Origin of the sequence: Acetobacter musti (assembly GCF_011516835.1) — a bacterium.
Classification (GTDB): domain Bacteria; phylum Pseudomonadota; class Alphaproteobacteria; order Acetobacterales; family Acetobacteraceae; genus Acetobacter; species Acetobacter musti.
Map to the genome: position 1 here is coordinate 97,079 of NZ_WOTB01000015.1, position 23,746 is coordinate 120,824.

20 protein-coding genes are annotated in these 23,746 nt (G+C 57.0%); 4 read left to right on the plus strand and 16 right to left on the minus strand.

Translation table 11 applies throughout. From position 1 onward, the window contains the following. Positions 1–10: 10 nt before the first annotated feature. The 6 genes from cydC to GOB93_RS12235 form a co-directional block, all read right to left on the minus strand. Positions 11–1,720, minus strand: a complete 1,710-nt coding sequence (gene cydC / locus GOB93_RS12210) for a thiol reductant ABC exporter subunit CydC (RefSeq protein WP_173583779.1) — start codon at positions 1,718–1,720, stop codon at positions 11–13. 30 nt (positions 1,721–1,750) lie between these two features. Further along, complete coding sequence (gene cydD, locus GOB93_RS12215) at positions 1,751–3,478, minus strand: thiol reductant ABC exporter subunit CydD (RefSeq protein WP_173583780.1); 1,728 nt, start codon at positions 3,476–3,478, stop codon at positions 1,751–1,753. 96 nt (positions 3,479–3,574) lie between these two features. Next, on the minus strand, positions 3,575–5,281 hold the full coding sequence (locus tag GOB93_RS12220) for a sensor histidine kinase (protein ID WP_173583781.1): 1,707 nt from the start codon (positions 5,279–5,281) through the stop codon (positions 3,575–3,577). A gap of 259 nt (positions 5,282–5,540) precedes the next feature. Beyond that, positions 5,541–5,711, minus strand: a complete 171-nt coding sequence (locus GOB93_RS12225) for a hypothetical protein (protein WP_206752614.1) — start codon at positions 5,709–5,711, stop codon at positions 5,541–5,543. A gap of 105 nt (positions 5,712–5,816) precedes the next feature. Then, entirely contained in the window at positions 5,817–6,401 is a 585-nt protein-coding gene (locus GOB93_RS12230; protein WP_173583782.1) for a sigma-70 family RNA polymerase sigma factor, read from the minus strand. 166 nt (positions 6,402–6,567) lie between these two features. After that, positions 6,568–7,014 (minus strand): sigma-70 family RNA polymerase sigma factor, encoded by a 447-nt coding sequence (locus GOB93_RS12235; protein WP_242010746.1) that lies wholly within the window; start codon positions 7,012–7,014, stop codon positions 6,568–6,570. Between the two features lie 201 nt (positions 7,015–7,215). Between GOB93_RS12235 and GOB93_RS12240 the strand changes: the two genes are divergently transcribed. Together GOB93_RS12240 and GOB93_RS12245 are read left to right on the plus strand one after the other, a co-directional pair. Next, positions 7,216–7,953, plus strand: coding sequence for a response regulator (locus GOB93_RS12240; protein WP_173583784.1), 738 nt, complete (start codon positions 7,216–7,218; stop codon positions 7,951–7,953). Positions 7,954–8,048: 95 nt separating this feature from the next. Further along, the gene (locus tag GOB93_RS12245; RefSeq protein ID WP_173583785.1) at positions 8,049–9,878 is read left to right on the plus strand and encodes an ABC-F family ATP-binding cassette domain-containing protein; all 1,830 of its coding nucleotides are present in this window, start codon (positions 8,049–8,051) and stop codon (positions 9,876–9,878) included. A gap of 525 nt (positions 9,879–10,403) precedes the next feature. Here GOB93_RS12245 and htpG read toward each other — a convergent pair. The 5 genes from htpG to GOB93_RS12270 all read right to left on the minus strand — a co-directional run bounded on the left by htpG (position 10,404) and on the right by GOB93_RS12270 (position 18,728). Further along, the gene (gene htpG / locus GOB93_RS12250) at positions 10,404–12,320 is read right to left on the minus strand and encodes a molecular chaperone HtpG (protein ID WP_173583786.1); all 1,917 of its coding nucleotides are present in this window, start codon (positions 12,318–12,320) and stop codon (positions 10,404–10,406) included. Between the two features lie 281 nt (positions 12,321–12,601). Beyond that, positions 12,602–14,929 carry a xanthine dehydrogenase family protein molybdopterin-binding subunit gene (locus tag GOB93_RS12255; RefSeq protein ID WP_173583787.1) on the minus strand — a complete coding sequence of 776 codons (2,328 nt, stop codon included), beginning with the start codon at positions 14,927–14,929 and terminating at the stop codon, positions 12,602–12,604. After that, complete coding sequence (locus GOB93_RS12260) at positions 14,922–15,407, minus strand: (2Fe-2S)-binding protein (RefSeq protein ID WP_173583788.1); 486 nt, start codon at positions 15,405–15,407, stop codon at positions 14,922–14,924. The genes GOB93_RS12255 and GOB93_RS12260 overlap by 8 nt, the downstream gene beginning before the upstream one ends. Positions 15,408–15,441: 34 nt before the next feature. Further along, positions 15,442–16,779: a c-type cytochrome gene (locus GOB93_RS12265; RefSeq protein WP_173583789.1), complete on the minus strand. Its 1,338-nt coding sequence runs from the start codon at positions 16,777–16,779 to the stop codon at positions 15,442–15,444. A gap of 482 nt (positions 16,780–17,261) precedes the next feature. After that, positions 17,262–18,728 (minus strand): mannitol dehydrogenase family protein, encoded by a 1,467-nt coding sequence (locus GOB93_RS12270; RefSeq protein WP_173583790.1) that lies wholly within the window; start codon positions 18,726–18,728, stop codon positions 17,262–17,264. A gap of 267 nt (positions 18,729–18,995) precedes the next feature. On the opposite strand from GOB93_RS12270, the gene rpmI reads away from it, so the two are divergent. Both rpmI and rplT read left to right on the plus strand, forming a co-directional pair. After that, positions 18,996–19,199 (plus strand): 50S ribosomal protein L35, encoded by a 204-nt coding sequence (gene rpmI / locus GOB93_RS12275; RefSeq protein ID WP_173583791.1) that lies wholly within the window; start codon positions 18,996–18,998, stop codon positions 19,197–19,199. Between the two features lie 14 nt (positions 19,200–19,213). Further along, on the plus strand, positions 19,214–19,573 hold the full coding sequence (rplT, locus tag GOB93_RS12280; protein WP_173583792.1) for a 50S ribosomal protein L20: 360 nt from the start codon (positions 19,214–19,216) through the stop codon (positions 19,571–19,573). Between the two features lie 89 nt (positions 19,574–19,662). Here the strand turns inward: rplT and GOB93_RS12285 are convergent, their stop codons facing one another. The 5 genes from GOB93_RS12285 to GOB93_RS12305 form a co-directional block, all read right to left on the minus strand. Further along, positions 19,663–20,073, minus strand: coding sequence for an acyl-CoA thioesterase (locus GOB93_RS12285; protein WP_173583793.1), 411 nt, complete (start codon positions 20,071–20,073; stop codon positions 19,663–19,665). Positions 20,074–20,159: 86 nt separating this feature from the next. Continuing rightward, entirely contained in the window at positions 20,160–20,570 is a 411-nt protein-coding gene (hisI, locus tag GOB93_RS12290) for a phosphoribosyl-AMP cyclohydrolase (protein WP_173583807.1), read from the minus strand. A gap of 23 nt (positions 20,571–20,593) precedes the next feature. After that, the gene (gene ygfZ / locus GOB93_RS12295) at positions 20,594–21,460 is read right to left on the minus strand and encodes a CAF17-like 4Fe-4S cluster assembly/insertion protein YgfZ (protein ID WP_173583794.1); all 867 of its coding nucleotides are present in this window, start codon (positions 21,458–21,460) and stop codon (positions 20,594–20,596) included. Between the two features lie 135 nt (positions 21,461–21,595). Further along, complete coding sequence (gene rlmN, locus GOB93_RS12300) at positions 21,596–22,777, minus strand: 23S rRNA (adenine(2503)-C(2))-methyltransferase RlmN (protein ID WP_173583795.1); 1,182 nt, start codon at positions 22,775–22,777, stop codon at positions 21,596–21,598. A 91-nt stretch (positions 22,778–22,868) separates the two neighbouring features. After that, the gene (locus tag GOB93_RS12305; protein WP_173583796.1) at positions 22,869–23,609 is read right to left on the minus strand and encodes a TlyA family RNA methyltransferase; all 741 of its coding nucleotides are present in this window, start codon (positions 23,607–23,609) and stop codon (positions 22,869–22,871) included. Between the last annotated feature and the right edge of the window lie 137 nt (positions 23,610–23,746).

Below are 23,746 nucleotides of genomic sequence, written 5' to 3' on the forward strand. Positions count from 1 at the left end.
ATCCAGTACTTTATGCGGTCGCCGCAGTGGCTCTGCCGCCTGCGATCCGCCAGATCCGGTCCAGCTTTTCTACGCCCGTCAGACGATGAGCGATCAGCAGGACAGTGCGATGGCTTGCGACTGCATTCAGTGTTCTGAAAAACTCCTGTTCTGTCTGTGCATCAAGCCCCGTCGCAGGCTCATCAAGAACGAGAATGGGCGCATCCGAAAGAAGCGTACGCGCAAGGGCGATACGCCTCCCCTGCCCGCCTGAGACTTTGACGCCTCCTTCTCCGAGCCATGTATCAAGTTGTTCCGGCAGGCTTTTGACAAAATCACCGACAGCGGCTTCATCAAGCGCACGCCAGAGGGCATCTTCCGACGCCTGCGGAGCCCCAAGAAGCAGGTTGTTCCGAATTGTGTCGTCAAACAGATGCGTCGCCTGCGACAGCCATGCGATTTTTCTGCGCAACCATGTGTCCGGGAGTGCCGCAATGTCGACACCGCCCAGAGTAATACGGCCATTCTGAGGGAACGTAGCTTTCAGGAGCAAAGCGGCGACCGTGGATTTTCCGGCACCGGATGAACCGAGAAGCGCAATTCTTGTACCAGCCAGGATATCGAGAGAAAAATTCTGAAGCACGAATGGCCGGTCCGGTTGCCAGCGAAAATCGACATTTTCGAAACGGATATCGAAATCAGCCGGCATCGTGGTGGCCTGAGTTACAGGCTTCGTTGCGATCGTTCGCTTTTCTGCAATACCCACAACACGACGTGCCGCAGCGCCCATATTACCGGCCAGCATTCCGGCGCGCGTAAGCCCTGATACGCTCTCAAAAGCAGCCAGTGTGAGAAACAGCGCCCCTATACCCTGAACCACCGGAATGCGGGCAAAACCCACACCGGCTATTGCGGCAAGCACGAGAAAAATCGCGGCTTGCGTAAAAAACTGCGACATGGCGCCGACATAAGCCAGGAAGGAGGAAAGCTGGGCCTGCCGTCTGAGCAAAGCATCATTGTCCTGGGCGATCCGGTCCAGCATGCGTCTGCTGGCCCCGAAGGCCCTGATTTCACGCATGCCAGTGACCAGATCGAGAACGCCCACACGCAGCCTTGCCTGAGCCCTGTTCAGAGCGCCGCCCTCTTTCCGGCTCAGGCGCGCCGCCGCGAGAGGAGCAACAAAAGCTGAGGCAGCAAACAGCACACCGACAAGCACTGCGAGCAAAGGGTTTACGGTCGATAAAACAACCAGAAGAACGGGGAACGTTATGCAGGCGCCGGCAAGCGGCAGAAGGATCCGGAGGTAAAGCCCGTCGAGCACCTCCACATCAGACACAAGGCGGGAAAGCAGATCACCGGCCTTACGAAATCCCAGACCGGCGGCTGCCCCTTCGGCAAGGGACCGGAAAAACCAGACACGAAGTGTAGCAAGAGCCCGGAACATCGCATCGTGGGCGAAAAGTCGCTCTCCGTATCGCAGACCGACCCGACTGACACCGAGAATGCGCAGAGAGGCCGTCGTGACCACCACGACGCCGAGTGCCGCCCCGGCAAACCGCAGCCCGGCGCTGCTCATCAGGGCCAGCCCGGCAAGAACGGCGAGCAGGGAGAGACCCAGACCGACGGCGAGGCGTGCGGCATGAGGACGCCAGACTTCAATAATACGCAGAAGCGCAGCCCGGTCGGCGTTTTCATTTTTGCGGCGGCGATCTTCCGGAGAGCCGGCCCCTGACTCACTCACAGGCTGAAATCCTCTGCTGACCACATTCGTTCACGCTGCTCCCTGCCGGGCTGCCACGCGACCATGCACCAGATCGACGCGACGTCCGTTGAACATATGAACAGCGGTCGAGTGACTTGCGAGGATGACCGTGCGTTTCAGGGCCAGCCGTTTCAGACTTTCGAAAACATCCGCCTCCGTGACCGGGTCGAGATAAGCCGTGGGTTCGTCAAGCAGCAGGATCGGAGCGTTCTTGAGATAAGCGCGGGCAATCGCGATACGCTGTGCCTGACCGCCGGAGAGGCCAAATCCTCCTTCGCCGATGACGGTTTCCAGCCCATCCGGCAGATCCGCCAGAAAGCGATCGACCGAGGAAGAACGCAGAGCTGAGGACACTTCCTCTTCCGTCGCATCCGGTCTGGCAAACATGATATTCTCTCTCAGTGTGCCTGCGAACAGAACCGGACGCTGACCGATCCATGACGTCATTCTGGCGAGAGCGTCTGGCACGATCGCCTGCATATCCGCACCGTTGAATGTGATGCGTCCGCTGTCAGGCCGGATAAAGCCCAGCAACAGTTCCATAATGGTTGATTTGCCCGCGCCTGATGGACCGGCCAGTACTGTGGTCTCGCCGGCCGGGGCGACAAAAGATACGTGATCCAGCGCGGCGCCCCGTGATGCATCCCAGGTGAAACACACATCTTCGAATGCGATCGTTACACCGTGAGCTTCAACAGTGCGAACGGGGTGGCTCTCTGCTTCAGGCTGTGGTTCAGGAAGAGCCAGAATCTCCGTGGCGGCTCCCTGAGCCAGCGCCCGATCCTGATAGGCAAGAGCCAGTCCCCGGAAAGGAGCAAAAAATTCCGGAACGACAAGCAGTGCGAAAAGGCTGTCTGTTACGACCTTCAACAGATACTGGCGATCTGGATCACTCGCTGCCGCGAGCGCATGTTTTCCGTCAGACAGCGCGATTGCGATCAGCGCGATGATCATGGCGCAATCAATGGACGCTGATGAGAGAAACGCCACCCGCAGAATTTTCATTGTCCGGACCCGGAGGTCATCAGCCGCGGTCGCGAGACGTGAGGCTTCTTCATCCGCGCGTCCTGAAAGAACAATCGTCGCGATACCGCGAATGCGGTCCAGAAAACGGGCCTGAAGACGGGTCATTGCAAGAAACTGGTTACGGGACGCGACAGCAGCGCCGATACCAAACACAGCCTGGGCTACCGGAACGGCGGCACCACAAAGTCCCAGGATCAGAGCTGCTCGCGGCTGCACCCAGAGAACTGACAGGAAAAGGCAGGCAGGCGCTCCAACCCACAGGACAGAAGCGGGCGCCCATCGCGAAAAATATCCGTCCAGTGCTTCAATGCGGTCAACGGCCAGAGCAGCCAGAGCGCCACTATGTGTTTGCTGAAGAACAGCCGGACCGGCACCAATAATCGAGGACAGCACTTCACCGCGCAGCCTGCGACGTGCAGCACGTCCGGCCGTGGCCGCTGAAATTTCACTGGCCGCGTTGACCGCCAGCCGGATCATCGAGAAGCCGGCGAAACCGGCAAATGGCCATATGGGCTCATTGCCCGACGCTACGCCCGACACAGGGAGCAGCGTTGTCAGGGCCGGTCCAAGAATATTGGCGATACACCAGATCTGCGCGACAGCAAGCAGACTCGATATCACACCCAGGATGATCGACGGCCGGGCCATGCGCAGGCCAAGGCGCGCCTGCGCACGGGTCCATGCCCGGATCGCCGCCTTGCTCTCGTTCATGTGTCCTTTATATCGGAGACAGGTCTGCCGAAACAGAGCTTATTAAGTGATGCTGCATCCATCGGAGGTCACCCGATGCAGAACAGCCATCCTGTTTTATCGTGGCTGCGTATGACCGGCCCGTTGAGGCATGGACCCCTGGGACACCTGCGCAGGCCATTCAACGACGAAACGCGTTCCGTTTCTTTCCTCGACATGCAACCGGGCTGATATCTGTCGCGCGAGCCCCCGGATAAGCTGCAGACCTATGCCCTCGCGGTCCTCCTTATCAGAGGATGCTGACAGGCCGATTCCGTCGTCTGATATGACCAGAATGACAGAATCTTTTTCCCGTGCCATCGAAATAGAAATTGTTCCGTGACGGTCACCCGGGAACGCAAATTTAAGTGCGTTCGAAACTACTTCAGATACAATCAGAGCTATTGGTGTGGCCTGATCCGGCGCCATCATCACGTCACCTGCATCCACATGCATTGTAACCCGTGACTGCACGTCATGCCCGGCTGCGGTCAGCAACTGCACACTGAGTTCGTCTAGAAAGCTGTTCATATTGAGGCTTTCGAGTTCGCCTTCGACATAAAGATGGCGATGCAGCGTTTCCAGTGTTCTGACTCTGTCCCGGGCCAGCATGAACTCCACGCGAACGTCATCGTCCCCGATACGGTTGCCTTGCAGGCTGAGCAGTGATGCGACGATCTGAAGATTGTTTTTTACGCGGTGATGAATTTCTCCCAGAAGAGTTTTCTGATGTTCCAGCGCTTTGCGGAGCTCCTGTTCCCGTCTTACAAGACGGCGCGTCGCGGTTCCGAAAGCCCAGGCGAGCCTGCGATACTCCTGCGGCGCGGCAAGGCTGACGGATGCGTCAAACACACCCGAACGCTCCCATTCCTGAACGGCCTCCGTGAGGCGCCTCAGTGGAAAAATGACGAGCCGATGGCCTGCGATCATCACTCCGGCCAGACCGGCAAGCAGGAGCGCGAGGACCATGCCGATCCAGACGCCCAGCGCCCACATTGTCCGCGTTTCCTGCGGCAGACGGGTTGCCTCGACAATAACGCTGACCATGCCGCCGGCCGGTCCATATGCGAAAAATAGCCCCGACACCTGAAGTGTGGCTCTGCCAAGCATATCCTCAGCGCCCCGCTGGGTCAGTCTGCGAACGATCGTGGCATCGGGCGGCGTCCATCCGCAATCCGGACACAGAGAAACGAGTTTTCCGCCGGGAAAAAGAAACCAGGCTTTTGCATTACTTGTGAGACGTGGTGCTGTCCCATCGCCTGGAGGCGGAAAACCTTCGGCTTCAACGGCAGTCTGATCCAGCGGCTCGATTGCGATAAGAAAATTCTGCCTGCTCTCTTTATCCGAAGACACAACAGGGAGCGGAACCCTCACAGTCAGATAAGGGCGTCCCTTATCAACCCAGACAGAGGCCGCCTTCCCGCCGGGAGTAAATGAACGGGCTCCTTCCTCACAGGCCTCGAATGAGCCGGAGGTCGTCGTCAGCTGGTGCGCGATCGTTCCGCGATCATCAATAACCGCCAGAAGACAGTAACGCATGCCGCTCGCCGACTGCGCAAGCTGCAATAGCCGTCTGGCGGATTCGTCATCCACCATCGACTCGCTGAGCGTATTCAGCATTGCCGTCGTACGCTCTGCATCGTGTCTGAGATGCCGGTCTATTTCCCCCACAGCAATTTCACTGCGTCGCTCACTGCTGCGGGAGAGATTTCCGTAATCTTGCCAGATCAGAACTGTTCCGAGCACGGCCACCGGCAACACGGACCCGATTATAATGGTTGCCATCCGGGCTCGGACCGAGTCGAACAGCCGGGCAAAACGAAAAACGAGACGCAGCCTGAGACTCCGACGTCGCTGCGCGGTTTGTTCGCCCGAAACCACTTTCATGACACACAAACCACCTCTGGTGCCGGGAACTCTTTTCGAATTCATAACGGTCCGGGAAAACGGAGCGCCAGCACACCGAATAAGCTTTTCATCGAAACAGAAGACACCGCCGATACGAGTTATCCGGAAAAGTCCGGAATTCGCACGGCAACAGACATCACGCGTCTTTGTCTTCTTCGATAATTTTCAGCAGTTCCTCAGGAATAGGTTCTTTTGTTACATCATCGAAAAGCTGGTGCAACCCGCGCCGAAGCCATATCTCGAAGGCATCGTCCCCTTTTTTCCTGCTTTTCCTGGCAGTTACGGACTTTTCGTCCCTGGCCGACATCGACAACCATCCCGGCAAATGTTCTAAGGACTCCGGGCGCGATGCCAGGAAAGAATGGACTACCATACCATACCCCGGCTTAAAATTTTATCCTCTGGACCCTACTCAGCCATGCAGTCCGTCAGCCCGCACTGCACCACTCAGCATCTGGCGACGACTGACTTCATCACGAAGAGCGGAAGCACGTTGCCGCAGGCCATCATTTTCAGGAAGATCGCCTGTCATCCATGCTTCAAGCTGACGACGCGCCCGGAATACGCGGCTTTTAGCAGTCCCGACGGCGCAACCCGTTGCTTCTGCCAGATCCTGGTAGCTCATCCCCTGCAGTACAACAAGAACAAGCGCTTCCCGCTGATCGTCCGGAAGCCGTGCCAGAGCATAGCCGAGATCTTTAACTGCCAGCCGGTCCTCATGATCTGCCTTACTGGACAGAAGTTCACCCGGCACATCATCAATATCGACCGTCGCACGCTGTTTACGGAGATCGGAGATAAACCGGTTCCGGAGAATACGGTGCATCCAGGCAGCAAAATTCGTTCCGGGGATAAAGCTGTCACGCGCATTCAGAGCGTTGCAGACCGCATCTTGGACCAGATCCTCAGCCTGTGCACGATTACGGGTCAGCGCGAGCGCCTGGACACGAAGCTTCGGCAGAATGGAAACGATCTGGGTGTGAAATGTGTCAGCCATTATTTTTCCCCTTCTTCTGACTGATCAATGAACGGGGGACGGTTTTGGTTGCATCGGTGCTGAAGAAAGATATCACGAAAAAGAGAGGTTTGCTGTAGTGTCAGAAGCGGATCGCGTCTCTTCGGGGAGACTTATCTGTCATGCAGTCTGACTTCGTTTTAAGTGTTTAGTCCCGGCCTCTGCTATCGCGGAGCGCGATAAGCGCGGAACGGGCCCTGGATACTCTAGCCTTCATTGTCCCAATCGCAATGCCACAGATTGACGCCGCTTCATCGTAGGACATTCCCTGGGCACCGACGAGCATCAGAGCTTCACGCAAAAGCGGGGGCAATTGCCATAACATACGGTCCAGATCTGATAGCTGATAAGAATCGGCCCCTGAAGGAGAGCCGGTCGCCGCATCCGCGCCGTATTCATCCAGAACGGCCTGTTCCCGCCTGCGCCTGCGCATCTGCTCGTAGAACAGATTACGCAGAATGGTAAAAACCCAGGCCTTCAGATTTGTTTCCGGATCGAACTGTGCCCGCGCGGCGAGGGCACGCACAACGGCTTCCTGAACGAGATCATCGGCCCGCGTCCGGTCGTGGCTGAGAAAGCGGGCAAAAGCGCGCAGTTCCGGCAACAGTTCGACAATTTTTTCGCGGAAAGGAAATGGTGCGTGGACCTTTCCTGTGTCCTGGTTATTACACGAGGCCCCCCTGCAACCGGCGTTCGTCGGAGCATTCAGAGGACCGGACCTTTTCTGATCATGCTCTGCCATGCAAGTTTAGTATCGCCTGTCATTTCGATTTCCGCCGCGTAAGGAAGATTTACAATGCCCGATTCGCAACGAAGCGAACTGATCCGCGCCCTCCCATACGCGCGACGTTATGCACGGGCCCTTACCGGAAGCCAGCCGCATGGAGATCTCCTGGTTGCTGAAAGCCTTCGTGATCTTGCTGCGCGTCCGGCAGATACTCTTCCGGCCCGGCTCAGCCTGTATCGCGTGATTTCGCAAAAAGCAGCAAGTCTGAGCGACACGGGCCAGACGCGCGCGCTTACTCTGACTCAACGGGAACTTCTTCTTCTTACCACACTTGAAGGCGTCTCTCCGTCACAGGCAGCCCGAATCCTTGAACTGACTCCCGAAGAGGCCGAGGCTCAGATTTCTGCAGCCCATAAGACAATCCGCGCCGTCTCCCAGACATCGATTCTGATTATTGAAGACGAGCCGATCATCGCGATGGATATTGAAGATCTCGTCCTTCGGTGCGGTCACACGGTGGCGGGCGTCGCACATACGCAGGCTGAAGCCGTCGAACTCGCAAAACAGACGCATCCGGGCCTTATTCTCGCGGACATCAATCTGGGCGAAGGCGGCAATGGAATGGATGCCGTTACCGAGATCATGCAGTCCATGACTGTCCCGGTCATCTTCGTCACAGCCTATCCGGAATGTCTTCTGACCGGGAACACGGTCGAGCCTTCATTCGTGATCACGAAGCCTTTTGAACCAATGACACTCGCAACAGCGACTTATCAGGCCATAACAGGCGGAGTGCCTGTTCCATGACGCCGGGCAGAAATCCGGAGAACCGGCCGCAGAATTCAGGCAAAAACTCTTTGCCGTGCCTTGCATGAAGCGGCAGTTACCCGCACTTTCCCGTCATGGCCGCACCTCCTCTTCTCCTGCTTCAGGATATCACTCTCACTCTCGGCGGTAAGCCGCTTCTGGATTCTACCGGTTTTTCCGTAGCCGCGGGCGAGCGGGTGTGCCTTGTCGGGCGCAATGGATCGGGGAAATCGACGCTTCTTCGCATTGCAGCCGGAGAAATCCTGCCTGATTCGGGAACCAGATTCCTGCAGCCTGGAGCGACTCTGCGCTACCTTCCGCAGGAGCCGGATCTTTCGGGCCATGAGTCTGCCCTCGATTATGTTATCGCCGGCCTCACCGATCCGTCGGCTGAGTGGCGAGCCAGCGCGATGCTTGATGCTCTCGGAATGAATCCCGATGACAATCCGGCTACCCTGTCAGGGGGAGAGGCGCGCCGGTGCGCACTGGCCCGTGTCCTTGCAGCTGAACCTGATATTCTTTTACTGGACGAACCCACCAATCACCTCGACATGCCGACCATCGAATGGCTGGAACGTGAACTTCTGTCTCTGCGGACAGCGATGGTGATTATCAGTCATGACAGACGATTGCTGGAGACATTGTCGCGCGGCGTCGTCTGGCTCGATCGTGGCACGACAAGACGTCTTGATCAGGGTTTTGACCGGTTTGAAACATGGCGGGAAGAGATTCTCGAACAGGAGGAGCGCGACGCTCACAAACTCGACCGGCAGATTGCCCGGGAAGAAGACTGGATGCGCTACGGGGTTACCGGACGCCGCAAACGCAACGTCCGGCGCGTAGCTGAACTGAGCGCCCTCCGGGCGGCTCGAAGGGAAGCCGTGCATCCGCAGGGCACCGTGTCCCTGACAGCCCAGACAACAGGAATATCCGGAAAGCTGGTTTCAGTGGCCGCTCAGCTCTCTAAATCCTGGGGCGACAGGCCGATCGTGAAAGATCTGGATCTTCGCATACTGCGTGGAGACCGGATGGGTGTTGTCGGCGCCAATGGCGCAGGAAAAACCACCCTCCTGCGGCTGCTGACCGGAATCGATACGCCCGACAGTGGCACGGTTACGCTCGGGCCATCCGTTGCCATGGTCACGCTCGATCAGCAACGCCGCAGTCTCGATCCGGAAAAGACGCTCGCTGATACACTGACGGGTGGCGGTGGCGACATGGTGCAGGTCGGGGATGAGAAGCGCCATGTCATTGGCTACATGAAGGACTTCCTTTTTCGTCCTGAGCAGGCCCGCACCCCGGTCGGGCGACTTTCGGGCGGAGAGCGGGGGCGGCTCATGCTGGCCTGTGCGCTTGCGCGACCGTCTAATCTGCTCGTTCTTGACGAACCGACTAACGACCTTGATCTTGAAACGCTTGATCTGCTGCAGGAAATGCTGGCGTCTTACGACGGCACAGTTCTGATCGTCAGTCACGACCGTGACTTTCTTGACCGTGTCGCGACTTCCGTCCTCGCGGCGACCGGCGGCGGCATCTGGACAGAATATGCCGGGGGTTACAGCGATATGCTTGCCCAGCGCGGCGGTGCAGCGCTGGATGAACGACGCGGCTCGGAAAAGTCGACATCCCTGCCGGAAGAGACAGTTCCTGCAACGACCGTTGCCGTACCAAAGACTTCCGGAGCACGCAAATTATCGTACAAGGACCAGCATGCTCTCGATAAACTACCAGGCCGGATCGCCGGTCTGGAGTCAGAAATTGTTACGCTGCGAAAAAAAATAACCGACCCTGACCTTTATACGCGCGATCCGAAAGCCTTCGCCCGTTACACGGAAGCACTTGACGTGGCTGAACGCGCTCTGACGGCCGCTGAAGAGCAGTGGCTGGAACTTGAGGTTAGACGCGAGACGCTTGGAGCCGGGTAAAATCAGCTATCCGGCTGATTGCCTGTTTCAGATATCCCATATCGTGGGGCAAGGTATTATATCGAGCGCAATACCGCCATTTTATCGGATATGCTCGTATATACAGGGACCCGGCACACCTCCGCCGACAAGGAATGCCGCCCTCCTTGAAGGGTAGCCAGATGTCATCTGAGAGGGCGATGGTATCTATGCTCGTCAGTATATGGTCTTGACGATCTCAATGACCTCTGTGGGACACAGACAGATATTGACGATTCTGTTCCGGCTCCTGCTACCGATATCGTCCGTTCTCTCGCTCAGACTCCACTCCGCACTTCGGTAACTGGGGTAACAGAATAACAACGCCAGCAGGCATCTTCACTGCCAAACTGAGCATCAACCCCGGAAACAATAACGGGCGGCTACCGGTAAAGCATTTTACCGGTAGCCGCCCGTGAATATTGCAGGAAATACCGATCAGCTCGCAACGAAACCTGGTTGTGCAGGTCTGACTAAACGAGCTGATAATGGTGGATGAAAGACCTTTTATTCAGTTTTTGCAGCGTCAGCGAGCAATCCTGTCAGACGCCGCGCGAACAGTGCGGGATCTTTCGGCGTTTCCCCGTCCTGAATACGGGCGACGTCAAGCAGAACACTTGCCAGATCGGCAAGAGCCGGGCTTTTCTCCGCAGCTTTTCGCGCCAGTTCCCGCACGAGAGCGTTGCGGGGATTCAGTTCCAGTATCGGTGCTGTTTCCGGCACTTTCTGGCCACTGCGGCGCATCAGTTTCACCATCTGGAGATCCATTCCGTGTTCCGGGGCAGCCAGAACAACGGCGCTGGAGACAAGCCGGTCGGTTCCGCGAATGTCCGAAACTTCATTTCCCAGCGCGTCCTTCAATGCGGGGATCAGAATCTCCAGATCAGCCGCATCGCCTTCTGATGCTTCTCCCTCGACCGGGAATTTTTCCAGATCTGCGTGACCCTGTGTCACGCTCTTCAGCGTCTTGCCCTCGAAGCTGGTCAGACGATCCGGCCAGAACGAGTCAACAGGCTCGGAAAGAAGCAGGACCTCAATTCCGCGCGCACGGAATCCTTCCAGTTGCGGAGAGTTGGCCAGTGCCTCTTCATTATCACCTGTCAGGTAATAGATCGCTTCCTGCTCTGGTTTCGCCCGGGCAATGTAATCAGCCAGCGTAGTCCAGGACGCCACCGTATTCTCCGACGCATCGGCGGCAGGCGCGGCACTCGAACGAAAACGGGCGAGCCCGGCCAGTTCGGTACGATGCTCCGCGTCCTCCCAGATTCCCTCCTTGATAATCGAACCAAAATTCTCCCAGAATTTCAGGAACGATTCAGAATCAGCCGAACGTGTCTTTAACTCGTTCAGCACCCTGCCTGTCACAGCCTTTCGGATACGGGCCAGAACCGGCGTAGACTGCAGCATCTCGCGCGAGACGTTCAGCGGCAGATCTTCCGTGTCCACCACGCCCTGCACGAAACGCAGCCAGGCCGGAAGCAACATGGCGTCGTCCGTAATAAACATACGCCGGACGTGAAGCCGGATTTTGCTTTCCCGGGACTGCTCACCAAATTCGAACGGACGAGATCCGGGGATGAAAAGCAATGCGCTGAATTCGATCGTACCTTCGGCGTGCCAGTGAAGAGTCGCCCATGGCGTGTCGAAATTATGCGTAATATGCCGATAAAAATCGTTGATCTGTTCGTCAGTGACTTCGCTCTTTGGCTTCCGCCACAGAGCTGTGCCTTCATTGGCCGGACTCTCACCATCCTCTTTCAGGATAGTGACCGGCCATGAGATATGATCCGCCCACTTACGGATAATTTCCTGCAACCGCCATGGTTCAAGGAACTCATCCGAGTCTTCTTTGATATGCAGAGTGATATCCGTACCAGCTTTATCCCGTGTGGCAGGCTCAATCGTGTAGGCACCCTTGCCATCAGACGTCCAGCGCCAGGCTTCGTCCGATCCGGCGCGGCGAGACACAACTTCCACCCGGTCAGCGACCATGAACGCGGCATAAAAACCGACACCGAACTGACCGATCAGATTTGGTTTATCTTCCGGTCTGGCCGCTTCCAGCTCCTTGCCGAAAGCGCGGGTTCCGGACCGGGCGATTGTGCCCAGATTGCTGACCAGTTCTTCCCGACTCATACCGGACCCGTCGTCGGAAATTGTCAGCAACCGGGCGTCCTTATCGGGATTGATCCGGATTTTCGCATCATCGGGTAGTGCGCGGGCTCCATCAGTCAGCGCTTCAAACCGACGCTTATCCGTTGCATCCGCCGCATTCGCGACCAGTTCACGAAGAAAAATCTCGCGTTCTGAATAAAGTGAGTGAACGACAAGATCGAGAAGGCGCCCGACTTCAGCGCTGAATTCATGCTGCTCGGCGCCAGCCTGCGCGGTGGACGATGGGTTCCCGGTCTCCTGCCCAGTCATTTAAATAATATCCTTCTGTTTCAACTTTTGAATATCCTGAGCCGCCCCGACAGGGCAGCAATTACGTGGCATTATGTGTGGTGGATAAGCTCTCTTTTCAACCACATACGCGCATTCTCCCCCGCGCGGCCACACATTCAGAGCACCGGGCAGACTGAAAAGCGATTTAATTGTATTGGATAAGGCGACCGCGTAAGCCGGACGCACGATTCTGCGGCGCTGATCACCTGCAGATATTTTGGTGCGGACAGGTCTTTATCCCCTCCGCACCAACTTTGTCCTCAGACGGAGCTTTTTTCTTTCAGTGCAGCAAGCACGTCTTCCGGCCGGACCGGCTGATGCCGCATGCGGACTCCCACCGCATTGAAGATCGCATTTCCAATCGCCGCACCGATGGTCGTTACCCCCGGTTCGCCAAGCCCCATTGGCTTTTCCGTACTTTCGACGAACTCAATATCCATCTCAGGCACGTCCGCAATCCTGAGAGGCGTGTAAGTATCAAGGTTACGATCCTTACAAACCCCGTCAACGATCTCACTGCCCTCGCACAGCGCCATGCTGAGCCCCCAGAGTGCACCGCCTTCCGTCTGCGCCATGGCACCATCGGGGTCAACAACCGTTCCCGCGTCAAGTACGAGCCAGATTTTCTCGCACGTGACCACGCCGGTTGCACGATCCACCCGCACACGGACGGCGCCGGCCGTCCATGTTGGCATGCCCCGTTCCTGACCGAAGGTTGTGGCAATGCCGAGGCCGGTATCCTTCGGCAGAGCTTTCCCCCACTCTGCCTTCTCAGACAGACGCTTCAGCACGGCGGCCTGCCGCAAAGCGCCACCGGTCGAATCCGGGGCCTCTCCCTTATTCCGACCGTCCTGACCATTCCCATTCAGCATGGAGAGACGGAGTTCGACCGGGTCTTTGCCCAGTTCATGCGCCACCTCATCCCAGAACTGCTCGGCGGCCCAGGGCGTCCAGCCTGAACTGACCGAGCGAAGCCAGCCTGGCCGGAACGTCGCATTGGCCAGATCATTACTCAGCGCCCGCACCCGGACAGGACCGCAATCATACCAGTGATCAGCTCCGGCGATCGCGAACTGGTCGTAAGGTTTTCCGTCAACGCCCTTCTGCATGAAGGCCGCCGCCATAACCTCCGTCGGCCAGCCGGCCGCAGCATGATGCTGCATTCCTGTGAGAGTGTTCTTCTCGTCTAGAGCGAGCCGGACCGTCTGCACGGAAGGCGAGCGGATTGAGTCGAACATCATATCGTCTGAACGGGTCAGGATGAGTTTAACCGGTTTGCCGCCGATTGCCTTGGATGTCAGCGCCGCCGGAACGACATAGTCACCATTCAGGCGCCGTCCGAAACCGCCCCCCAGAAGATAGCTCATCATCTTCACTCTGGCTTCCGGCACGGCGAGGGCTTTCGCAATCACAGGCAGGAACAGACTTTGCCACTGATTGCCGCAATGCATCTCCCAGATGCCATCTTTCAGCATGGCGATCGCGTTGGTCGGCTCAAGCTGGTAATGCATGACAGAGGCACATGTGTATTCGCGCTCAATGACGCGATGGGCCTTCCTGAACGCGTCATCAACGCCGCGATCATCAAACACCATTGTGCCGCCCTCGCGGCTGGCAATCTGCTGGCGTCCGTGGTCGAGAATGTCCTTTTCCGTGACATGCGCCGTCTTACCCGGCGTCCATTCGACTTTCAGCAGATCGGTGGCGCGGATCGCAGCCGGATAAGACGATGCAAGAACAACGACCCAGCCTGGCACCGTGCCGGAAGGATCGTCGAGCACGACATATCGCAGATAGCCGCGGACTTTTTTCGCCGCGCTGTCATCGACTGAAATGACTTTCGAGCCGTAACGGGTCGGTGGCATTTTCGGCCGGCCGTAAACCATACCCTCTATTTTCGCATCGATCCCGTAAATCGCGGTCCCGTTCGTCTTCGACGGAATATCGAGAGCTTTGACTTCCTTCCCCACAAGACGCCGCTCAGAAGCCGGCTTGAGCGGCAGCGCCTTCATCTGTTCCGGGGTGAAGTTGCGGGTGGGTTTTGCCTTCGCCACGATGTCGCCAAACGAAACCGAGTGTGTTCCGTCCGACACGTTTCCGTTTCGCGCCGTACATTTCTCGGCACTCGTACCCAGCAGCCTCGCGCCTTCCTCGACGAGGACCGTCCGCGCGGCGGCACCTGCCTGCCGGAAGACGTCCCACGTCATCCATACGGACCAGGAACCACCCGTGACCATCAGACCCCATTTCGGGTCCGTGTCGACATAGGTGATCTTCACCTTGTCCCAGTCCGCTTCCATTTCATCGGCAATAATCCGTGCCAGTGCGGTGCCAATATGCTGACCCATTTCCGCGCGGATAATATTAACGTTCACCACGCCATCAGGCGCTACTGAGCACCAGATTGTCGGCTCGAACTCTTCAGGAGGAAGCGGCGCTCCCATGGGATAGAGCTGCGATGCCCTTGTCTCGCGCGCGAAACCAAACAGCAAAGCGCTGCCGGCTGCGGCGGAGAGAAAGCCCCTGCGGGACAGACCACGCCCGGCGGCACGATCCTGCTCGGCGGCAATGCGTTCGAGCCTACCCATTGGACGTCTCCCCGGAATTCTTCGACTGCATCACGGCTGCAGCCTGTTTGATGGCTTTACGAATACGGATGTAAGTCATGCAGCGACACAGACTGCCGCCCATGACACCGTCGATCTCCTCATCGGTCGGAGACGGATAGTCCGTCAGCAGGCTTGCTGCCTGCATGATCTGACCAGACTGGCAGTAGCCACATTGCGGGACCTGAATATCGCGCCAGGCTTCCTGCACCGGATGGCTCCCGGCAGGGTCCAGACCTTCGATCGTGGTCACTTCCGCTCCCTCGATCGCCGAAACCGGCGTAATACAGGATCGGGTCGCTCGTCCCCCGACATGCACCGTGCACGCGCCGCACTGTCCGACACCGCAGCCAAACTTAGTGCCGGTCAGCCCCAGATCGTCACGCAGAGCCCAGAGAAGCGGTGTATCTTCCGGCACGTCGAGCGATACGTCACGGCCATTGAGTTTGAATTTGATCATAATACGGCTCCGTGATCCCAACTCATGGCGAGACTCAGTGCGAGGAATTGACTGGCGGTTCTTCCACCAGCTTGCGGGCTTCTGCCGCTTTCTTATCGAGGTCCGTCCAGGGCGGAAGCGTGGTCCGGGTGCGGCGCAGATAAGCGGCGATGCGCGCCATGTCATGATCGCTCAGCGCGTTATAGAAGCTCGGCATCGCGACACCGCTCTGCCCTTCCTCCGCTGTCAGACCACGAAGCATGACCAGATAGAGGTTGGTCGGCTCGTCCAGCCAGAGCGCATTGTTGAGCGCCAGTTCCGGCCGACCGAGAACTGGCATCGGCGCAGCGTTATAATGACATGCGGAGCAGGCGCCCTGATACAGTCGCGCATCCGGATCGGTGAGCAGATTGCCACCCGTCAGATCACGCTTTGACTGTTCCCTAGCCCGCTGAAGCGCGGCTTTGTCGCCGCTGACGCGCTGGGATGCCCGGTCAATATCCGCGAAATAGTGAGCGATTGCATGAACGTCCGCTTCCGGGACGGTGGCGAGGAAATCATGTGCCACAGGCGACATGGGACCGCCCGCCGGACCGTGCAGAGGAGCAACGCCGTTACGGAGGTAATCGTACAGTTCGTCTTCGGTCCATACGACCGGCGTCGGATTTTTATCGTTCAGAGGCGGAGCGATCCAGCCATCGACAGTGCCGCCGTCATAGGCCTGACCGGGTACTTTTTCAGCCCCGAGAAGACCGCGTGGCGTATGACACGCACCGCAATGAGCCGCGCCTTCCGCAAGATAGGCGCCACGGTTCCACATCGCGTCATGCTTAGGATCAGGCTGATAGACGCCAGGACGGAAATATAGAAGTTTCCAGCCTGCCAGACCGATCCTCGGCGCGACAGACAGCGGAAAGTCATTCTGCCGGTGCGTCATATGCACCGCCGGCTGCGTCATAATCCAGGCATAAAGATCTGAAATATCCGCATCAGTCATTTTCGTGAAATGATCGTACACAAAGGCCGGAAGCAGATGCGATCCGTCACGGGAAACGCCATAATGAAGGGCGCGACGCAGGGCCTCTTCCGACCAGTTGCCGATCCCGGTTTCCGGATCCGGTGTAATATTGGACGAGTAAATCGCACCGAACGGCGATACCATTTTATAATCACCCGCCAGCTTCGGACCACCGCCGAGATCCTGACGCGTGTGACATTCGACGCAGTAACTTTCTGCCGCGACTATGCGTCCACGCTCAATCTGGGCCGCGCTGAACTGGCCAGGGCTGGGCGGAGCGACCTTAGGCAGAGCCGGGTACCATGCGTACCAAAGAAAACCTCCGCCGCCGACGATGGCCACGCCAGCTATGACCGCAAGTATGCGTTTGATCACTGTTACCCTCACACTACCGGAAAACCGGCCTGCCCCGTTGCACCGCCTGTTGCCTTACAGCGCTTCCACAAATGAAGTGTGATCTGCCGCTCACATGCAGAATCGGGCGCCGCTGCTCTTTCCCTGCAATAAATGCATGACTTGCTCAAAAGAACTGCAAAACAAGCATATGATTTATGTCATGGAGGAATTTTTACCACCGATGCGACTATTTTTCTATACATGCTCTGACAATGGTCAGTTCTGACTGTATTCTTCTGAATACAGTTATTCATATTTACTTCAATAACAGGACTTCATCCAGGCTGATCGGGCGATGCCGCTATATGCAGTGCGATACCGTTCCATGCCTGGGCAGGCAGAAGCAGCCTTACCTAACTAACCGGACCTGTTTCCGATCCGAGGTAAACAGGCTGATATTTCAACAGGGCAGGCCTCCCCGTCAGCCGGGTAATGGCTGGCAGGGATATACAGACCAGCGATTACAGTGTTGCGATAACTTCAGCTGGTCCCTTTGTCCGGAGGTCTGAGCGATAGCGTTCAAACGCGTCGCGAAACCCCTTATTCGTCTCAATGCCCCAGCCACTGAATATTGGCAGATCGAGGACCGCCAGGAGATTACTGTCATGAAAAACCGAGCGCTCTTTATCCGTCGCTGCCGGCTCGCTGAGCTTAATTACGGCACCCTTTCCGTCCTTACCGGCCTCGCATTCGGCCCAGCAGGCAAGAGCAAAGGCAACACGATGAATATCACGTCCGGTTTTCAGCAGTTCCGTCACGGTCTCGCTGAGAAACACCGGCAGCTTTGAGAAACTGTCAGACGCAATGCGCTCAAGCTGATCACCGACCGCGTGATTACGGAAACGATGAAGCACCTGCGCTGCATAAGACGACAGATTCACGTCCTCAGGCGGAGAGAGTAACGGCGCAACGTCTTCATTAAGGAAATTTTCGAGGAGACTGACGATGCCATTGTCGCTCATAGCCTCGTCAACCTTACGATACCCCATCATCAGACCGCTGAATGCCAGAATAGAATGACCCGCGTTCAGCATCCGGAGCTTGACCTGCTCGTAAGGCTCGACATTTCCGGTCAGCTGGACGCCCGCTGTTTCAAACTCAGGACGGCCGGCGCAGAATTTATCCTCCACGACCCACTGGATAAAATCTTCCGAATAGACGGGCATCAGATCATCGATTCCGCTGGCCTTATTAAGACGCCGGATATCGTCGTCGCTGACAGAAGGTACTATTCTGTCAACCATGCATGACGGGAACGAGACGTTCCCGCGAATCCAGGCTGCGAGAGAGGCATCCCGGGCTTCTGCAAAGCCACAAAATGCAGTCTCCGCCACGCGACCGTTATGCTGGAGATTGTCGCAGGACAGGACCGTGAATGGTCCGGCGCCAGCCTCTCTTCTGCGGCGCAGTGCTTCCGTCACAAGTCCAAATGCGCTCTGTGGAATATCACGCTTCAGGTCTTCCGCGATGAAAGGATCGTCGACCTGAAACCTGCCTTCACTGTCGACAAAATATCCGCCTTCGGTGATCGTCAGACTGACAATACGGATCTCCGGGGCCGCCAGACGGTCGATTATCGCTTCGTAACCGTCCACGCAGCTTACATAATCCACAATGGAGCCAATGACCCGGATCGTCCTGCTTTCATCCGGAGCGAACTCTGTCAGGCTAAAAAGGCCGTCCTGCCTGCGAAATGCATCAGCCCGCACCTCCTCGCGACGGCCGTGCCGGATACCTGCTCCCAGAATGCCCCAGCTACTCTGCCCCGCCGCACCAAGCAGGCGGTCAATATAGAGAGCCTGATGCGCCCGATGAAAATTACCGACCCCGATATGAGCAATCCCGGCTGATACCTCTTTCCGGTTATATGCCGGGGTGAGCACCTCGGGAGGAAGGGTATGCAGGGTGGCATTCGAGAGGCCAGTCATTCAGTCAGATTCCTTACAGTTCAGTCACATCACGCATGAACGCACCGGATTGTCATGGCACCGCGGCGGAGGTTCCGCATTGATCTGACACCCATACCATGAATGAGAGCCTCCCGTTCGAAGACAGGCAGGCTGCGATCGGGCTTGAAAATCAGCAACGGATTCGTTATGACCGCGGTTCGCTCACGCGTCCGGGCCTGTAGGGCATGCCCGGCCGTGAACAGTCTGCCTCATTGACTGAGGCGACCCAATGTCAGGGAGACCAAAATGCCCAAAATGAAGACGAAGTCGTCGGTTAAAAAGCGGTTCAAAATCACCGCGACCGGCAAGGTGCTCTGTGGTCCTGGAAATAAGCGCCACGGACTGATTAACCGCCCGCAGAAAATGAAGCGCACAAATCGCGGCCCGCAGACCATGACGGACATGGATGCGAAGACCGTGAAGCAGTGGGCCCCCTACGGGCTGGTCTGAGGAGCATCTGAATTATGGCACGTGTAAAACGCGGCGTTACATCGCACGCCCGTCACAAAAAAGTTCTTGATCTTGCCAAGGGCTATCGCGGTCGTTCCTCCACGAACTATCGCATTGCTCTTGAGCGCGTTGAGAAAGCTCTTCGCTACGCTTATCGGGATCGTCGCAATAAGAAGCGTGAATTCCGTGCGCTGTGGATTCAGCGTATCAACGCAGCGGTTCGTGAGCATGGCCTGACCTATAGCCGTTTCATTAACGGGCTTGATAAGGCTGGCATTGAAATCGACCGTAAGGTTCTTGCCGCGATTGCATTTGACGACTCGGCTGCCTTCGCTGAAATCGTCAAAAAGGCTCAGGCAGCTCTCGCTGCCTGAAATCTGATCAGGCAAAAGAATGGCCGGTGCAGGCCGGCTTCTCTTTGCACAAAAAAAGCTGCCTTTTGGCAGCTTTTTTTGTGAGATCATTATTCCTCTGAGGCCTGCTGTTCCGGAGGAATCGTGACAGGACGGTTATTTTCATCAAGCGCCACAAAGACAAACCGCCCATGCGTCACAAGCTGTGTTTCGGTTGACTGCCTGACACGCCGCCATGCCTCGACTTCGATCGTCATTGAGGTCCGGCCGACACGGGTAACGCTGGTATAAACAGACAGTTCATCCCCCACCGTCATCGGCGCGAGAAAGGAGACACTGTCTATTGCCACTGTCACCGTTTTGGTACGCGCGCGAGTCCCTGCGGCAGATCCTGCGGCGAGGTCCATCTGAGACATTACCCAGCCACCAAACACGTCCCCGGCAGCGTTGGTATTCCCGGGCATGGCAATTACCCTGATGGTCAGATGACCCGACGGGCGACGTGGCTGGTTTTCTAACATATTCTCCGACCCTTCCGGTCCGCTTATTTTGCTTTTTTTTCAAGAATGGGCGAAATGACAATTTCACACAACAGAAGCCTGCGGGATCACTGCGGCGAGCCATAGAGTAACGCTGGTTCAATCACGGGATCAGAAATCGTCTCAAGACCATCTTTGGCAAAACGCCGGTAAAAACAGCTTCGGCGTCCAGTGTGACAAGCCACACCAGTCTGGTCAACGAGCAGCAAAACAGCATCGCCATCACAGTCGAGGCGTGCCTCAACAAGGCGTTGCATCTGCCCGGATGTCTCTCCCTTGCGCCAGAGAGACTGACGACTGCGCGAATAATAACAGACCTGGCCGGTCAGCAATGTCTCTTTCAGAGCCTCTCTGCTGAGCCAGGCGACCATGAGAACTTCACCGGTATCGTATTGCTGTGCAATTCCGCAAATCAGACCTGCGGAATCAAAAGCGACTCTTTCAAGTTCACGCTCAACAGCTTCCTGCGACGGCCTCACGCTTACGTCCGCCACTGTTCCACTCACGACGATTTTCCCTCAGAGTCATCTGCATCCTGTTTCTGTGTAAGAGCAGAAACCATCCATGCAGGAACGCGCGGAACAATCCTGTGATCTTCCACGACCAGATATTTATCGATTGCCTCCGGTCGCAGAAAGGCAAGGCCACAATGGTCCCGTCCTGATCTGATCTGTCCGGCCTCTGTTCCTTCGGCGAATACAGGTGTTCCGGGTGGCGACATGGGAGCTTCAGATGCAATCGGGATAAGACGTTTCTTAACCAGCCCCCGATAGCGGGTCCGGGCTGTCAGTTCCTGTCCCATGTAGCACCCCTTCGTCCAGGAGATGCCATTCAGCAGATCGAAATTTGCCTCCAGAAGCAGCGTTTTCTCAGGTTCACAATCCCGGATGCCGTCGGGCAGTCCGAGCACCAGCCGATGCAGATCATAGGCAGAAGCATCAGATTTAGCAGCGCGGGAGCGTTCCGGAAGCAACAGTCTCCATCCGGCCTCCGGCACGCGTGGATCCTGCGCCACAATCGCGTTTTCTACCGTGATCACATCGGGCAAAGCGCCCCATGCGGCATGCACCTCAAGACGTGTCAGCTGCAATGTCACATCTGAACGGAGACGGAATTTTGACAAGGTCGCAATGATCATTTCCGCCTGACAGGAAGCGCAGTCCAGCAGCAGGCAAGGTTCGTCAGGGTCCGCAAAGATGAAAAAATCGGCCTTCCAGCGGCCCTGCGGCGTCAGGAGCGCGGCCCATACAGCTTCCCCGGGGGCAGCAGCAGTCACATCGTTGGAAACAAGTCCCTGCAGAAACTTTATCCGGTCCTCGCCTCTGAGAGCGATAACTGCCCGGTCAGGCAGATGAGCGAGATAGGACATGACGGCACTCCCAGCCGGCTGACGCACGGAATAATAGCAGAAATAATCTGGACACTTCGGACTTTACCCCTGAAGACGCAAGAGCGGGATATGGGAATCTTTTGATTTTTCGGTCAGATTTTCATGAGACCTCGGTCAGACACTCTCCCTTACAGGCCGCTGACGTTCACTTTCTGTCTTCAGCTGGCCGCATGCAGCGAGGATGTCCCTCCCTCGAGGCATGCGGATCGGCGACGCAAAACCGGCGTCCATGACAATCTTTGCAAATTTTGCCAGTTGCTCGCGCGTCGAGGGTTTGTACTCACTCCCCGGCCAGGGATTGAAAGGGATCAGATTGACCTTCGCCGGAATACCGCTGATCAGCCGTACGAGCTCCCGCGCGTCCGCCTCACTGTCGTTGATGTCACGCAACATGATGTATTCGAAGGTGATTCTGCGTGCGTTACTGGCGGCCGGATAACGACGGCAGGCGGCCAGAACTTCAGCAATCGGATATTTGCGGTTGAGCGGTACGATCTGGTCACGCAGATCGTCACGTACCGCATGCAGCGAAACGGCAAGATTGATGCCCAGTTCGTCACCGCAGCGATCCATCAGCGGCACGACACCGGACGTGGACAAGGTAATCCGGCGTCTCGACAGAGCGATTCCCTCTCCGTCCATGATGATCCGCATCGCTTTCGCGACATTCTCATAGTTATAGAGAGGCTCACCCATTCCCATCAGAACGATTGTGGAAAGGAGCCGTGGCGTTTCTCCTTTAGGACTGGGCCATTCGCCATACGAATCGCGGGCTGCCATAAACTGACCGACGATCTCGGCCGCTCCGAGATTGCGGACGAGCTTTTGCGTCCCCGTATGACAGAATGTGCATGAAAGCGTGCAACCGACCTGTGACGAAATACAGACTGCTCCACGATCCTCGCGGCGATCCGGAATGTAGACCGTCTCAGCTTCCTGGCCATCACGAAAACGGAACAGAAACTTCCGCGTTTCATCTTTTGAAGTTTGCACGACGGCAGGTTCAGGTCGACCGACGATGAAGCGTTCGGCCAGTTTTTTCTGCAACGGTTTTGCAATACTGGACATACGACTGAAATCAGTCACACCCTGATGATAGATCCAGTGCCAGAGCTGCTTCGTGCGAAATGGTTTTTCGCCGATTGAGATCAGTTCTTCCGTGATTTCCTCACGTGACAGACCAATAAGTTCCCGTCGCCCGTCAGCCAGCTGCACCGGAGGCGGCGAAAAAAGCGCTGATTTCGCAAGAATCCGCTCGCGATCAGTGGCATCGGGCGCGAAAGCACTATCGCTCACGGCATATCATCCTGTTACGGCAAATGGGAATCTCTGCCGCGCTCCTATCATGGACCACAGTCAATGAGGAGGAAAATCGACGGGCACAGCTTCAGCCGCTGCGTCGTGCGCCGATAAGGAATTCACGATTTCCTTCCGGTCCTGTTATCGGACTGGCTTCTATTCCAAGAACATCCCAGCCGGGGAGTCCGCACCACCATTCTGCAATCATCCCACAGACACTCTCGTGCACAACGGGATCACGAACGACCCCTTTGGTACCAATATGTTCACGTCCAGCCTCAAACTGGGGTTTGATCAGGGCAACAGCCCATGCATCCTGTGTGGTCAGGGCCAGCGCTGCCGGAAGGACTGTGCGTAAGCCGATAAAACTCGCATCGCAAACGACTGCGCCCACCGGTTCAGGGATGATTGTGCTATCAAGGTGACGGGCATTCTGCTTTTCCAGAACAATAACCCGTTCATCGGAGCGCAGCTTCCATGCCAGCTGCCCATGTCCGACATCGACCGCATAAACGCGTGGCGCTCCGTTCGTCAGCAGAACGTCCGTAAACCCTCCGGTCGAAGCGCCCACGTCCAGACAGACGCGTCCGGTCGGCGAAAACCCAAAAAATGGCAGAGCATGAGCAAGCTTCAGGCCGCCGCGGGACACCCATGGATGGTCCTGCCCCTTAAGGCTCAGGGACGCATCCTCCGGAAGAAGATCACCGGCTTTACTGATCCGCCGGTCACCGGCGTAAGCGAGGCCCGCCATGATAATCGCCTGTGCCCTCGTCCGGCTTTCGACCAGTCCGCGATCGACAAGGAGCTGGTCGGCCCGACGTTTGGCCATGAATCAGGCGATCTGCTCTTTGTTTTCACTGACGCCGAGAGCGGCGAGGGCGGTATGGACGATATGGGGCGCGTTGAGTTCGGCGGTGTTATACTGCTCGAACTGGGTGTTGTGGTCGATGAACCGGTCGGGCAGGG